Here is a 13,348-nt window from a genome sequence, read left to right on the forward strand (position 1 = left end):
CCCACACCGCCGGCAGGGCAGGAACTGCTAGGGAATCATCCAGCCCAGGACCGGCGTGGACTGCAGGAAGACGATCACGCAGAGCACCAGCAGCAGTCCGACGCTCCAGCCGAAGACTTTTCGGAACAGGACGGATTCCTGCCCGCTCATGTTCACGGCCGCGGCGGCGATGGCCAGGTTCTGCGGCGAAATGAGCTTGCCCATCACGCCGCCGCCGGTATTCGCGGCAACCATGAGCTTGGGGTCCAGCCCGGCAGCGGCGCCGGCGGTCTCCTGCAGTTTGGCGAACAGGGCGTTGGCGGAGGTGTCCGAACCCGTGACGGCCGTGCCGATCCAGCCCAGCACGGGGGAGAGGAAGGCGAAGAACGCGCCCGTCGCCGCCAGCCAGGTGCCGATCGAGATGGTCTGGCCGGAAAAGTTCATGACGTACGCCAGCGCCAGGATCAGCACGATGGTCAGTGCTGCGGACCGCAGCCGCTTGGCAGTCAGCCAGATCTCCTGCACCGCACCGCCAACGGTGAGCTGGTAGCGCCCGCCGTCGTCGAACCGGGAATAGACCGCAGCCACAATCAGGCCGCTGATCAGCAGCAAGGTCCCGGGGCTGACCAGCCACTCGAAGTTGTAGACCGTTGAGGACTGCGGCTGGCCGTTGGCATCCAGCAGTGCCTCATGCAGCCACGGCCAGGGGATCTCGATGTTCGTTTTGGCCAGGGCCGCGGGAACATCGATTCCCAGGGTCCACAGGTTCACGAACCCGAAAATGACGATCACCAGGACGTAGGGAAACAGTGCCATCCAGGCGCGCGACGGCGTCAGGCGGTCGTGGGCAGTGTCCGTCGCCGCGCTGCCGATGTCGGTTTCTCCGCCGCCGGCGGCCGGTGTCCAGCCGCCCGCCCGGGCGGTAGCCAGTTCACCCTGCATGCGGCTCGCCGCTTCGCGCCCGCCGGACGGATGCCAGAACCGCAGGAATGCGACGGCGCCCACCATCGCGACCAGCGAGGCAACGATGTCTGTCAGCTCGTAGGAAAAGTAGTTGGAGCACAGGAACTGCATCACGGAGAAGACGACGCCGGTGAACAGGGCCACCGGCCAGCAGTCCCGCACCCCGCGCCTTCCGTCGAGGATGAAGAGCAGGATCACCGGGATGACGAAGGCCAGCAGCGGGGTCTGGCGGCCGACGACGGCAGCGAGTTCCTCGCCCGAGTAACTGGTCAGGTTCGCAGCAGTCGTGATGGGGATGGCGAGTGCGCCGAAAGCGACCGGAGCTGTATTGGCGATCAGCACGGCGGTGGCCGCGCGGACCGGTGCGATTCCGAGCGCCAGCAGCATGGTCACGGTGATGGCCACGGGTGCACCGAACCCGGCCAGTGCTTCAAGGAGCCCGCCAAAACAGAATGCCACCAGGATGGCCTGGACCCGCAGGTCACCGCCGCCCACGGCGTCGAACACCCGGCGGAGGTCTTCGAACCGGCCGCTGCGCACCGTGACCTCATAGAGCCAGACAGCCATCACGATGATCCACACCACCGGGAACAAGCCGAATGCCGCTCCCTGGGTGCCGGAGAGCAGGGCCAGTCCGGCGGGCATGCCGAACCCGGCGACGGCGATCACCAGTGCCGCCAGCAGTGCGCACGCCCCTGCCACGTAAGCCTTCGCCTTCGCAAAGGCCAGCAGGAGGAAGAAGACAAGCAGTGGAACCAGGGCCAGCAGGGCGGAAAGCGCCACGCTCTGGCCAATGGGATCCGTGGTGGGGGTGAAGCTTTCCATGAGAGCCCTCCATACCCGGGGCTTCCGTTGGCGGCCGGCCGTAAACGGCGGGACCGGCGGGAACGGAGGCAGCCGCGGCAGCGGAACGGAAAAAGCCGGTGTTTCCAGAGTAGGCCGGTGAAGGAAGTTCGGCGGTCCCGCCGGCCGCTTTTAGGGGTGGGCGGACCATTTAGCGGTGCTGCCTGAACTACCAGCCCTTGGCCAGGTACAGGTCCAGATAGGCGCCGCGGTCCACATCCAGGTCCTCCCGGCGTTCCAGGCCGGCGGCCAATGCGGTGCGCTGGGAACCAATATTGTCCACGGATGTATAGGCGACCACAGGCAGGCCGGGCAGCAGCGTTTCCGCCATCCGGACAGCCACGAGTGCACCCTCGGTGGCCAGTCCCTGCCCCCAGACCTCGGGCCGGTAGCGGTAGTAGAGGTTCAGTGCCGGGCGTCCGCGGATAATGCGGTGGGAGACACCGGTGAAGCCGATGAGGTTTTCCGGTTCGGCGGGGTCCACCACCACCCAGACCCCGAAGCCGTGGCGGTACCAGTGCTGCCGGATCTCGTGGAAGGTCCGCGCCGAGGAAGCCCGAGTGACGCTGGCCGGCACCGGGTGGTGGACGTTGGTGCGTGGATCCGTGTGCAGGTCAACGGCGGCTTCTTCATCCTGTGCCAGCGGCCTGCGAAGCAGCAGGCGCTGGGTGCTGACGGGAGACCAGTCCCTGGCATTCTGCTCCAGCATGGGGACAACTGTAGTCCCGCGTGCCCCCTGTGACAGCGTTCCTTCACCGAGATGGCAGAAACTGCTCTTTAGAGGCCCTATTCGGGCAGTTTCTGCCATCTCGTGGGATTAGGAGGGGAGGGCGCGGAGCTCGCGGTGGTGCCGCACGTAGCCCATCACGGCGGCGGCAGTGGAGATCACGGCGGAAATGCCGAGGCCAAACCACACGCCCACGTTCAGTGCGGCCGCGCCGGCGACGGCTCCGGCCAGGATCAGGGCGATCGCCAGTGCCCGCCGTGCCCAGAATGTGCTGTCACCGCCGGCAAGGCGGGAGTCGGAAGCCAGGCCGGTGATCGTGGAGGTGACCACCACTGTGGTGATTTCTGCGACCTTGAGGCGCTTGGCCGTCGCGGCCTGGATACCCATCGCAGTTGCCATGGAAGAGGTGGTGAGGCTGCCCAGGACGTCGTCAGCCTGAACGTCGACGAAGCCGGTGAAAACTGCCAGCAGGAAAAGCCAGCCCGCCACCGCCATCAGGGCCGCGGACACCCGCCAGGACCACCCTTCCGGACCGCGCCGGAGCATCCGGCCGGCAAGCGCGGCGCCGAGCATGAAAAAGATGAGCGCCAGCGCGGGGCGGAGGACCGGAAGGTCGGCGCCGCCGGCGAAGGCCATGCCCAGGAGGACGACGTTGCCGGTCATGTTGCCGGTGAATACCCTGTCGAGTCCCAGGTAGCCGACGGCGTCGATCACGCCGGTGGAGAAGGTCAGCGCCAGCATCAACCACAGATGCACCCGCTCGGTAGGCACGGCATTGAGGCGTTTCATCGGCTTCCCTTCCCCGGTCATTCCGCCTAATGTATACGAAACCGGTCCGAGCGTGCGTTTTGTATTCAATTTGAAGTGACAACACGCCGGATCACCGCCGCCGTATTCAACGAAAGCGAAGCCATGTCCTTCACCGCACCCGGCACCTTCACCACCAGGCCCACCCTGCGGGGCACCTTCGGGATGAGCGCTTCCACCCACTGGCTGGCCACGGCTGCCGCGCAGTCCGTGCTCGAGCGCGGCGGGAACGCGTTCGACGCCGCTGCTGCCGCCGGCTTTGTCCTCCATGTCGTCGAGCCGCACCTGAACGGACCGGGCGGGGACCTGACCGGCGTCTTTGCCACGGCAGAGAACCCGGCCGAGCCCGTTGTCCTGATGGGACAGGGTCCTGCGCCGGCGGCAGCTACCCGCGAACATTACCTGTCCGTTGGGCTCGAGCTCGTTCCGGGATCAGGTGCCCTTGCCGCGGCAGTCCCGGCCGCCGTCGACGCCTGGCTGATCCTGCTCCGCGATCATGGGACCTGGGAGCTCTCCGCTGTCCTGGAGTACGCCGCCGGCTATGCCAGGAACGGGCATCCCGTGCTGGCCCAGGTCGGCAGGACCATCGAACAGGTAGCCGGACTCTTTACCGAACATTGGCCAACCTCCGCGCAGCTGTGGATGCCGGAGGGCGAGCCGCCGGCCGAAGGCGAACTAATAGCCAATCCTGCCTATGCCGCCGTGCTGGACCGGCTGGCAGCGGCCGGGGAGGGGCTCGCGACACGCAGCGAACGGATTGAGGCCGCCCGGCGCGAATGGAGCGAAGGGTTCGTCGCCAAGGCAGCAGCGGCCTTTGCCTCCCAGCCGCACAGGCATTCCTCGGGTACGGACCACGCCGGGGTCCTGACGGAGGCTGACTTTGCCGCTTCGCAAGCGGGATACGAACCGGCAGTGACCTTCGAGTTCCGCGGGTACACCATTGCCAAGACCGGCCCCTGGGGCCAGGGCCCGGCCCTGCTGCAGACCCTCGCCATCCTGGACGGGTTCGGGGACGAGGACCTGGACCCTTCCACGGAACGGGGCGTGCACACCATCCTGGAGGCCCAGAAGCTGGCCATCGCCGACCGGGAGGCCTACTACGGTGACAGCGAGGTTCCGCTGGCCTACCTGCTGAGCGAGGAGTACGCCGCAACCCGCCGGGCGCTCATCACTGACAAGGCGTCGACGGAGTTCCGTCCGGGATCCGTTCCCGGGCACACCCCGTTCTCGCCGCCGCTGCGCACTGATTACGTGCCGCCGGCGCTGGCCGGGGCAGCCGGAACCGCTGCCGGAACGGGGGAACCGACGGTCTCGGCCACAGGGGAAACGCGGGGAGATACCTGCCATGTGGACGTGGTGGATCGCTGGGGCAACATGGTGTCCGTGACGCCCTCCGGAGGCTGGCTCCAGTCCTCACCGACGATCCCGGAACTGGGGTTCTGCCTGGGTACCCGGCTGCAGATGACCTGGCTGGAGGACGGAGGGCCTTCCACGCTGCAGCCCGGCAAGCGTCCGCGTACCACCCTCACCCCGACGCTGGTCCTGAAGGGCGGGATGCCGGTGGCCGCGCTCGGGTCTCCGGGCGGAGATCAGCAGGACCAGTGGCAGCTGCTCTACCTGCTGCGCACGATCGTTGGCGGTTACACGCCGCAGCAGGCCATCGATGCTCCGGCGTTCCACACCACGTCCTTCCCCGGATCGTTCTGGCCGCGGACCTGGACTCCGGCGGGCGCGGTGGTCGAGGACCGGCTGGGCGAGGAGACGATTGCCGCGCTCGCCGAACGCGGTCACGTCATCACGCGGGCGGGGGACTGGTCGCTGGGACGGCTCTCCGCCGTCGTGCGGGATCCGGAATCCGGCGTGCTGATGGCGGCCGCGAATCCGCGCGGGGCTCAGGGCTATGCCGCCGGCCGCTAGGGACAGCGGGCAGGCGCCGGCACTGAGCATCCTCATCCGCCGGGACATCATCCGCGGGGAACTCCCGCAGGGAGCGAAAATCACTGAAGCCGCCCTGGCCGAAAGATACGGGAGTTCGCGGGTTCCGGTGCGTGAAGCGCTGCGTGTGCTCGCCGCAGAAGGTTTCGTCGAATCCAGGGCTTATGCAGGTTCCCGCGTCGCGCGGCTCGAGCCGGAGGAAGCCGGAGACCTCTTTGCGGTGCGGGCCGTCGTGGAGGCAGCGACGGCGCGGCGGGCGGCGGAGCGGGCTGCGCGCCAGGCAGCATCCGGCACACCGGACACCGCGTGGTGGGAGGCCAGGCGGCGGATCGGTGAGATCCTCGCTGCCGGAGATGCCGCGCTGGCGGGAGGCGAGCTGGAGGATCTCGCCGAACTCAACGCCGCCTTCCATCTGGGCATCGCCGAATTGGCCGGGAGCGCGTCCCTGCAGGCGCTGCTGCGGCAGCTGGCCGGGAAAATCGAATGGCTCTATGCGGCGGATGTGGGTGTCCGGGGCAAGGAGTCCTGGCCCGAGCACCGCCCCATCCTGGCAGCAGTGGACGCCGGAAGCGGCAGCGAGGCGGAAAGGCTGATGTCCAGGCACATCGACCGCTCCCGGGAGTCCTGGCTGGGCCGTTTTGGCGCCGGGACCTGAGGCGCCGGCAGCGGAGCGTTCCATCACCTGCGGGCCCGTCTTATAGTTCCAGTAGGGGAACCTTCCTACCGTGAGCGAGGCTCCACGTCATGGCCAACATCACCACACGACCGGTTACCAAACTAGGCATTGTCGGGGCAGGAAGCGTGGGCACGGCGATCGCCTACGCCGCACTCATCAAGGAAGCCGCCCGGACAATCGTCATCTATGACCTGGACGGTCAGCGGGCCGAGGCCGAAGGGCTGGACCTCTCGCACGGCACCCAGTTCACCGGAGCCAACACGGTCACCGGCGGCGGCGACATCGAGGCCCTGGCCGAATCCGACGTGATTGTGGTGACCGCCGGAGCCCGGCAAAAGCCCGGCCAGAGCAGGCTGGACCTCGCTGCCGCGAACGTGCGGATCATGGAGTCACTGATGCCGCAGCTCATGGAACAGGCACCGGAAGCGGTCTACATCCTGGTCACGAATCCCTGTGACGTCCTGACCGTCGCTGCCCAAAAGATCACCGGCCTGCCACCCAACAGGATCTTCTCTTCGGGAACGGTCCTCGACACGTCGCGGCTGCGCCTGCTGCTGGCCCGGTCAGCCCACGTGCTGATGACGAGCGTGCACGCCACGATCATCGGCGAACACGGAGACTCCGAGTTTCCGGTGTGGTCCACCGCCAGTATCGGGCCGGTTCCGATCCGCGACTGGAAGATCAGCGGGCGGCAGGTCTTCACCGATGAACTCCTGGCCGCCATTACTGACGACGTCGTGAACGCGGCCTACAAGGTGATCGAAGGAAAGGGCGCCACGAACTACGCGATCGGCCTGGCCGCGGTGCGGATCGTCGAGGCCGTCTTCCAGGCCGAGAATGCCGTGCTACCTGTCTCCGCACTGCTGCGCGGCGAGTACGGACTCTCAGGTGTTGCGCTGGCCCTGCCGTCGATCGTCGGTTCCGGGGGCGTGTACAAGATGCTCGAGATGCCCCTGGACGAACACGAGCTGGGGCTGCTGCAGGACTCGGCCGAGACGCTGCAGCAGAACCTGGCCGCCCTGGGAATCTAGCCTCGAATCCCGGCGTCGACGGACATGCCGGCGGCTGGAGCCGCTGATGGAGCCGGCGCTGGTCCCGGAGCCTCCGCCGTGAGCACTCCGTAGGTTTCCGGCCGCCGGTTCTCCAGGAACGGAAAGAGGGAGAGCCAGTGGCCGCGCTGGTCGAGATCCAGGTCAGCAACCAGCACGGCTGACTCATTACGCGGAGCCTCCACCAGGACCCGTCCGTAGGGATCGCAGATGAAGGAGGAGCCGAAAAAGGTCAGGTTGCCCTCGTCCCCCCAGCGGTTCGGAACCACCATGAACAACCCGTTGGCGACGGCGTTGCCCGTGATCACCTTCTGCCACATCGGCTGGGTGTCCAGCTCCGGGAACTCCGGCTCGGAGCCGATGGCGCTCGGATAGGCCAGCAGCTCCGCTCCGCCCAGCGAATAGATCCGGGCCAGTTCCGGGAACCACTGGTCCCAGCAGGCCGGCATCCCCAGCTTCGCGCCGTCGAGCTCCGCGGGGGCATAGACCCTGTAGGCATCCGGACCCGCCGGACCCGGCCGGAAGTACTGGTCCTCGCAGTACCCGCTGGAGACCGGGATGTGGAGTTTATGGGTGCGTGCCAGCAGCTGCCCCTGGGGAGAGACCAGGATGGAGGTGTTCAGCCCGCGCCCGTCCGGTCCGTCCGCCCGCTCGTACAGCGACGCGTGCACACACACTTCGTGCCGGCGTGCTGCCTCAGCCGCGAAGGCAAAGGTCGGGCCGGACATGAGGTCCTCGGCGACGTCCGCCGGCCGTCCGTCCGGTGAGGTGTCGGCAGGGTAGCGCGAGAGCGTCAGCTCGGACAGGAAGACGACGGCGGCCCCCTGGTCGGCGGCGCGGGCGATGCCGTCGCGAAGTTCGGCCTTGACTGCTTCCGGATCAGGTTGCCATCGGTGCTGTACGAGTCCCACGCGAAGGGCCGGCCTGGTGCTGGGCCGGCTGGCCGCCGGCGAGCGCAGCGCACCGGTGCGGGTGATCTCAATCATGGGAAACCTCCGGAAGATGGAACGGTGGGCGGCCCGCCTTAGCGGGCCCGGAAAACCGTGTCCTGCCATTCCTTGTGGGCGGCAGCATCGCGGCTCATCATGACGTGCTTGATATTGGTGTACTCCTCGAGCGAATAAGCTGACATGTCCTTGCCGAAGCCGGAGGCCTTGTAACCGCCGTGCGGCATTTCGGAGACGATCGGGATGTGGTCGTTGACCCACACGCAGCCCGCGGCGATTTCCTCGCTGGCCCGCAGCGACCGGGTCAGGTCACGGGTCCACGCTGAGGCTGCCAGGCCGTAGGGAGTGTCATTGGCCAGGGCAATGCCCTCGTCATCGGATTCGAAGGGCAAGGCGGTGAGGACCGGTCCGAAGATCTCGTCCTGGACGATTTCGGAGTCCTGCGCCGCGCCGGTCACCAGTGTGGGCCGGTAGAACGCACCGGCGGCCAGGGCGCCGCCCGGGGCTTCGCCGCCGGCGAGGATTTTGGCTCCGGCCTCCCGGGCACGGTCCACGAATGCGGCCACCTTGTCCCGGTGGGCGTGGCTGATCAGCGAGCCGAGGTCGGTGTCCGGATCGGTGGGATCCCCTACAACGACGGCGTCCATCAGCTCGGCGACGCGTGCCGTGAACTGTTCGAAGAGCGGAGCCTGGACGTAGGCACGGGTAGCCGCCGTGCAGTCCTGTCCGCCGTTGATGATGGAACCGGCGACAGCGCCGTGGGCGGCAGCTTCAACGTCGGCGTCGTCGAAGACCAGGAACGGCGCCTTGCCGCCCAGCTCCAGGTGCACCCGCTTGGCCGTCCGGGCAGCCATTTCCATGATCCGGCGCCCGACGGCGGTAGAGCCGGTGAAGGAGGTCATGGCCACGTCCGGATGGGTCACCAGCGCTTCGCCGGCGACGAGGCCGGAACCTGTGACGATGTTGATGACCCCGTCCGGGATGCCCGCCGCGGCAGCAGCCTCTGCGAAGAGCAGCGATGTGGCCGGGGTGAGCTCGCTGGGCTTGAGCACGATCGTGTTGCCGGCCGCGATCGCCGGGAGGATCTTCCAGCCTGCCATCTGCAGGGGATAGTTCCACGGCGAGATGGAGCCGATCACTCCGATCGGTTCGCGGCGGATCATGGAGGTGCCGCCGGCGCCGTATTCGCCCGCGGCCAGGCCGTGCAGCTGGCGGGCGGCTCCGGCAAAGAAGGACACGTTGTCCACGGTGCCCGGAACGTCGAATTCGGTGGACATGCGGATGGATTTGCCGGTCTGCGCGGTCTCCAGTTCGGCCAGCTCGGCTGAGCGCTTGTCCAGTTCCGCGGCCAGGGCGAGCATCGCCTCGGAACGCTCCCCGGGGGTGCGCCGCGACCAGCCGGCAAAGGCCGCCTTGGCGGCAGCAACGGCGTCTTCCACGTCCTGGACACTGGCGTACTTCAGCGTCTCGGCGGCCTCGCCGGTCGCGGGGTTGATCCGGGTGGCTTCTTCTCCGCGGCCCTGCCGGTAGCTGCCGTTGATAAAGAGGTGGCCTTCGGTGAACTCGTGCATTTGGTGCTCCATGGATCGTGGTGGAAAAGGTAAAGGTCAGGTGCGGGTCAGCCGCCGGGGGCGGTCAGGTAGATCTTGCGCAGCGTCGAGGCGACGTCCCACCGGGTGCGAGTGCCGGCGGCGAGCCGCATCACGGTGTGCGGTCCGAGTTCCTGGACGGATTCGACGGACCCGGCGGGGGAGAGGAACTGGACCGTGGCACGGCCGGAGAGCACCACGAATACTTCGTCGGCTTCGGTGTCATACATCCCGCCTTCGGTCATTTCCCAAACTCCGAGGTTCACTCCGCCAAAGCTGCCGAGCTCCTGGACAGCCGTGGACGGAGTGCCGGCGGCCACGGCTGCGGCGGGAACCGGCTCGTGCACCAGCTCGAAGGCATCAGGGTGGACAGGTGCGCCTGCGGGCAGCCCGGTGACCGCGCTCATGAGTCGAATCCCATGCCGACGGCGTCCATTGCCTTGAGCCACAGCCCGCGCCGTCCCTGCCGGCGGTCCGCGCGGACCATGGCAGCTGTCGTCACCTTCACGCCCAGCCAGGCCACGGGTTCGGGCGGGAACGGAAGGGGTTTGCGTTTGACCATCTGCAGCCGGGTCCGCTCCGTCTCCTGGCCGGAGAGCAGGTCCAGCATGACGTTGGCGCCGAACCGTGTGGCACCGACCCCCAGGCCCGTGAACCCTGCCGTGTAGGCAACCTTGCCGCCGTACGCGCTGCTGAAGAAGGCAAAGAAGCGGCTGCAGGTATCGATGGCACCGCCCCAGGCGTGGCTGAAACCAAGGTCCTTCAGCTGCGGGAACGTCGCGGCAAAATGCGCGGCGAGGCGTTCATAGGTCTCTTCGCGGTGTTCATATTCGGGCTTCATCGACCTGCCGTAGTGGTAGACGGCGTCATAACCGCCGAACAGGATGCGCTCGCGCCCGTCGCTGCCGGTGGTGAGGCGGTAATAGTGGAAGCGGTTATTCAGGTCGCTGAGACCCTGCCGGTTGTGCCAGCCGAGGGCGGCGAGCTGCTCCCGACTCAGCGGGTCGGTCATGAGGGCGTAGTCGTAGACCGGAACGGTGTGCAGCCGGGTCCGCTTGAGCAGGGACGGAAACACATTCGTGGCCAGGGCCACGCGCGCCGCCGTGACCGTGCCGCCTTCCGTGGTGAGCCGAACGGTGCTTCCGGCGTTCTCGATGCCGCGCACGGGAGTGTGCTCGTAGATTTCGACGCCGGCGTCCAGCGCCGCGCGCTGCAGCCCCCAGGCGAGCCGGGCCGGGTTCAGCATGGCCGTGCTCTTACGGTCCCAGAGGCCGGCGAGGTACAGCGGGGAATCAACTTCCTTGCGCACTGCTTCGCGGTCCAGGAACACCAGATCCGGGTTGTCCCCGGCTGCTTCCGCTTCTTCGGCGAGCCACTGCACCTGGTGCTGCTCGGTGGCAACCGACAGGCTGCCGGTCCATTCAAAGCCGCAGTCGATGCCGTAACGTTCCACGGCCTGGGCGATTTCGAGCAGGTTTTCGCGGCCCAGCCGGTCCAGCTGAGCTGCTTCGTCCGGCAGGTGCTTAAGCCCGTTGGATTCGCCGTGGGTCAGGGAGGACTCGCAAAAACCTCCGTTGCGCCCGGACGCAGCCCAGGCGATCCGGGAACCTTCCAGGAGGACAACCCGCCGCTCCGGGTCGCGCTCCTTGGCCATCAGGGCAGTCCACAATCCGGTGTAGCCGCCGCCCACAACGGCGAGGTCGGTGCTGGTGTCTCCGGCCAGGGCAGGCAGGGGCTCCGGACGGTCGGGATCATCCAGCCAGTAGGCGTCCCGGGACGCTCCGTCCAGGGCCCGGGCTATGCGGGCTTTGTCCAGCTGGACCTCGGCGAGGTCATAGGAGGTCATCATGCTGAGGGGATCCTTTGGAGAGGGGATGCGGATGCCGTGACGGCACGGTCAAAAACAGGTGAGCCTGCAACCATGGCCAGGTCCACCTGCAGCGAGGAGAGAGCCTGGCCCGGCAGGTCGAAGGGATTGGCTGAGTGGACGGCAAGGTCCGCCGGTGCCCCGGGGGCCAGGACACCGCCCGGGGAACGGTTCAGCCAGGCCGAACCCGAGGTATAGGCAGCCAGGGCGGCCTGCAGGCTGATCGCCTGGTCTGGAAGCAGGGCAGGCGCATCGGGGTAGTCCGGGTGCGCCCGGTTGACGGCGACATGGATGGCCTGCCACGGGTCCGGGCTGGATACCGGCCAGTCCGAGCCCATGGCCAGCCGGGCATCCGCGGCAGCCAGTCCCGCGAACGGGTACTGCCAGGCTGCACGCTGGGCGCCCAGGAGGGGGACAGTCAGTTCAGTCATCTGGTCGTCATTGCAGGCCCACAGTGCCTGGGCGTTGACGGTGACGTCCAGCGCCGCGAAACGGGCGACGTCGTCGGGATGGATGATCTGCAGGTGCGCCATGTGGTGCCGGCCGGCGCTGCCGGGGTTTGCCGATCGGGCCGCGGCAACGGCGTCGAGGCCGGTGCGCACCGCGCGGTCGCCGATCACATGCATGTGCAGGTCGAACCCGGCTGCGTCGAGCGCGGCAGACACTGCGTGCAGGACCTCGGGGGAGAGGTAGAGCAGCCCGCGCTCTCCGGACGGCTCCGGGCCGGCGCAGGCACAGGGCCGCAGATAATCCTCCAGCATGGCCGCGGTGCAGTTCTCCGGCACGCCGTCGACCATGATCTTGGCGCTCCGGGTGCTGAATCCCGCGGCGTCGTTCAGCTCCCGCCGTTCGACGAAAGACTCCACCAGGGCGGGAACCGTCTCCAGTGTGGTGCTGCGCGGAACCCACAGCGCACCGGTGGCACGGGCTGTCAGCTTCCCTGCCGCCGCAAGGGACCGGTACGCCGCTGAGGCATCGGGATAACCCCCGTAATGCCCCAGGATGGCTTCCTGCCATCCGGTGACGCCGACTGAAAACAAATGGTCCTGGGCGTGGAGGATGCCGGCTTCGAGCTGGGCATCCGTGACCGCGGGCAAGACGCGGGCGAGAAGCTCCATGGCACCTTCGTGCAGGGTCCCTGCCGGGGTGCCGTCTGCGTGCCGTTCGATCCTGCCGTCCGCGGGGTCCGGTGTGGAAGCCGTGATTCCGGCCAGCTCGAGTGCCCGGGAGTTCACCCAGGCACTGTGGTGGTCGCGGTTGATGAGGTAGACGGGACGGTCCGGAACGACGGCGTCGAGGAGGTCTGCGCCCGGATAGCCGCCGGGGAAGTCCCCCTTATACCAGCCGCCGCCGGTGATCCAGCCGGCGTCGTTTCCCGGCTCGGGGGGAAGAGCTGCATGCTCGCGAATGCGGTCAAGGCAAGCCTGGACTCCGCTGAGCTCGGCGAGGTCGCAGCCCAGGCGTTCCACCCCGGCATACGCTGCGTGGACGTGGGCATCAGTGAAGCCGGGGGAAACCAGCCGTCCGGCTAAATCAACGGTCTGGGTGGAGGGGCCGCTCCACGCCCGGAGCTCCTGGTCGGTGCCCACGGCGGTGACCATACCGCCGGACACGGCGACGGCACTGGCCCCGGGGACCAGCCGCCTGCCGTCAAATACTGTTCCGGAATGGAAAATCCATTCTGCGTTTGGCACGGGTACCTCGTATTTCATGTGGGGTCTTTTCCGGGGTTTCAGCCCAGTGCTTCCCGGAACGCAGAAGCATAAAATGAATGTCATTCATACGTCAGACTGCTTCTATAAAACGGGAGACCGTTGACTCTGTCAACGGTGTCGGCGAAGTTGCCGAAAGAGTTTACGCGCGGGAAATACTGGGCGCCTTTCCCGTTTCAGGCAGGTCCGGGACGCACTGCAGCGGGGGGCCCGGCCGGGCCCCCCGGCCGGGGGGGGGGGGGTTTTTTTGGGGG

Annotated in this window: 11 protein-coding genes; 3 read left to right on the plus strand and 8 right to left on the minus strand. The window is 67.5% G+C overall.

All coding sequences use genetic code 11. The annotated features are described in order from the left end of the window. Positions 1–27 precede the first annotated feature (27 nt). The 3 genes from TVB01_RS09835 to TVB01_RS09845 form a co-directional block, all read right to left on the minus strand. A complete protein-coding gene (locus tag TVB01_RS09835; RefSeq protein ID WP_422455714.1) occupies positions 28–1,767 on the minus strand; it encodes an L-lactate permease in 1,740 nt (579 codons plus the stop codon). A gap of 187 nt (positions 1,768–1,954) precedes the next feature. Further along, positions 1,955–2,494 (minus strand): GNAT family N-acetyltransferase, encoded by a 540-nt coding sequence (locus TVB01_RS09840; RefSeq protein ID WP_422455715.1) that lies wholly within the window; start codon positions 2,492–2,494, stop codon positions 1,955–1,957. A gap of 108 nt (positions 2,495–2,602) precedes the next feature. Continuing rightward, positions 2,603–3,301 carry a YoaK family protein gene (locus TVB01_RS09845; protein ID WP_422455716.1) on the minus strand — a complete coding sequence of 233 codons (699 nt, stop codon included), beginning with the start codon at positions 3,299–3,301 and terminating at the stop codon, positions 2,603–2,605. Positions 3,302–3,424: 123 nt separating this feature from the next. On the opposite strand from TVB01_RS09845, the gene TVB01_RS09850 reads away from it, so the two are divergent. The 3 genes from TVB01_RS09850 to TVB01_RS09860 all read left to right on the plus strand — a co-directional run bounded on the left by TVB01_RS09850 (position 3,425) and on the right by TVB01_RS09860 (position 6,961). Continuing rightward, positions 3,425–5,236, plus strand: coding sequence for a gamma-glutamyltransferase family protein (locus tag TVB01_RS09850; protein ID WP_422455724.1), 1,812 nt, complete (start codon positions 3,425–3,427; stop codon positions 5,234–5,236). Next, on the plus strand, positions 5,220–5,909 hold the full coding sequence (locus TVB01_RS09855; RefSeq protein ID WP_422455717.1) for a GntR family transcriptional regulator: 690 nt from the start codon (positions 5,220–5,222) through the stop codon (positions 5,907–5,909). The genes TVB01_RS09850 and TVB01_RS09855 overlap by 17 nt, the downstream gene beginning before the upstream one ends. A gap of 89 nt (positions 5,910–5,998) precedes the next feature. After that, entirely contained in the window at positions 5,999–6,961 is a 963-nt protein-coding gene (locus TVB01_RS09860) for an L-lactate dehydrogenase (protein WP_422455718.1), read from the plus strand. Here TVB01_RS09860 and TVB01_RS09865 read toward each other — a convergent pair. From TVB01_RS09865 to TVB01_RS09885, 5 genes are read right to left on the minus strand one after another with little or no spacing between them, the layout of a single operon-like run. Further along, on the minus strand, positions 6,958–7,965 hold the full coding sequence (locus tag TVB01_RS09865; RefSeq protein ID WP_422455719.1) for a nitrilase-related carbon-nitrogen hydrolase: 1,008 nt from the start codon (positions 7,963–7,965) through the stop codon (positions 6,958–6,960). The two genes, TVB01_RS09860 and TVB01_RS09865, sit on opposite strands and share 4 nt — an antisense overlap. Before the next feature lie 38 nt (positions 7,966–8,003). Beyond that, positions 8,004–9,497: a gamma-aminobutyraldehyde dehydrogenase gene (locus tag TVB01_RS09870; protein WP_422455720.1), complete on the minus strand. Its 1,494-nt coding sequence runs from the start codon at positions 9,495–9,497 to the stop codon at positions 8,004–8,006. A gap of 47 nt (positions 9,498–9,544) precedes the next feature. Continuing rightward, entirely contained in the window at positions 9,545–9,922 is a 378-nt protein-coding gene (locus tag TVB01_RS09875; protein ID WP_422455721.1) for a cupin domain-containing protein, read from the minus strand. Further along, positions 9,919–11,361: an NAD(P)/FAD-dependent oxidoreductase gene (locus TVB01_RS09880; RefSeq protein ID WP_422455725.1), complete on the minus strand. Its 1,443-nt coding sequence runs from the start codon at positions 11,359–11,361 to the stop codon at positions 9,919–9,921. The genes TVB01_RS09875 and TVB01_RS09880 overlap by 4 nt, the downstream gene beginning before the upstream one ends. Next, positions 11,361–13,094 (minus strand): amidohydrolase, encoded by a 1,734-nt coding sequence (locus tag TVB01_RS09885; protein WP_422455722.1) that lies wholly within the window; start codon positions 13,092–13,094, stop codon positions 11,361–11,363. Before TVB01_RS09885 ends, TVB01_RS09880 begins: the two co-directional genes overlap by 1 nt. Between the last annotated feature and the right edge of the window lie 254 nt (positions 13,095–13,348).

The sequence above is a fragment of the Arthrobacter sp. 7Tela_A1 genome (assembly GCF_049311065.1).
Taxonomy (GTDB): domain Bacteria; phylum Actinomycetota; class Actinomycetes; order Actinomycetales; family Micrococcaceae; genus Arthrobacter_B.

Coding starts and splice junctions, on each gene's coding strand:
- TVB01_RS09835 (WP_422455714.1), bottom strand. CDS start 1,767: ATGGAAAGCTTCACCCCCACCACGGATCCCATTGGCCAGAGCGTGGCG.
- TVB01_RS09840 (WP_422455715.1), bottom strand. CDS start 2,494: ATGCTGGAGCAGAATGCCAGGGACTGGTCTCCCGTCAGCACCCAGCGC.
- TVB01_RS09845 (WP_422455716.1), bottom strand. CDS start 3,301: ATGAAACGCCTCAATGCCGTGCCTACCGAGCGGGTGCATCTGTGGTTG.
- TVB01_RS09850 (WP_422455724.1), top strand. CDS start 3,425: ATGTCCTTCACCGCACCCGGCACCTTCACCACCAGGCCCACCCTGCGG.
- TVB01_RS09855 (WP_422455717.1), top strand. CDS start 5,220: ATGCCGCCGGCCGCTAGGGACAGCGGGCAGGCGCCGGCACTGAGCATC.
- TVB01_RS09860 (WP_422455718.1), top strand. CDS start 5,999: ATGGCCAACATCACCACACGACCGGTTACCAAACTAGGCATTGTCGGG.
- TVB01_RS09865 (WP_422455719.1), bottom strand. CDS start 7,965: ATGATTGAGATCACCCGCACCGGTGCGCTGCGCTCGCCGGCGGCCAGC.
- TVB01_RS09870 (WP_422455720.1), bottom strand. CDS start 9,497: ATGCACGAGTTCACCGAAGGCCACCTCTTTATCAACGGCAGCTACCGG.
- TVB01_RS09875 (WP_422455721.1), bottom strand. CDS start 9,922: ATGAGCGCGGTCACCGGGCTGCCCGCAGGCGCACCTGTCCACCCTGAT.
- TVB01_RS09880 (WP_422455725.1), bottom strand. CDS start 11,361: ATGACCTCCTATGACCTCGCCGAGGTCCAGCTGGACAAAGCCCGCATA.
- TVB01_RS09885 (WP_422455722.1), bottom strand. CDS start 13,094: ATGAAATACGAGGTACCCGTGCCAAACGCAGAATGGATTTTCCATTCC.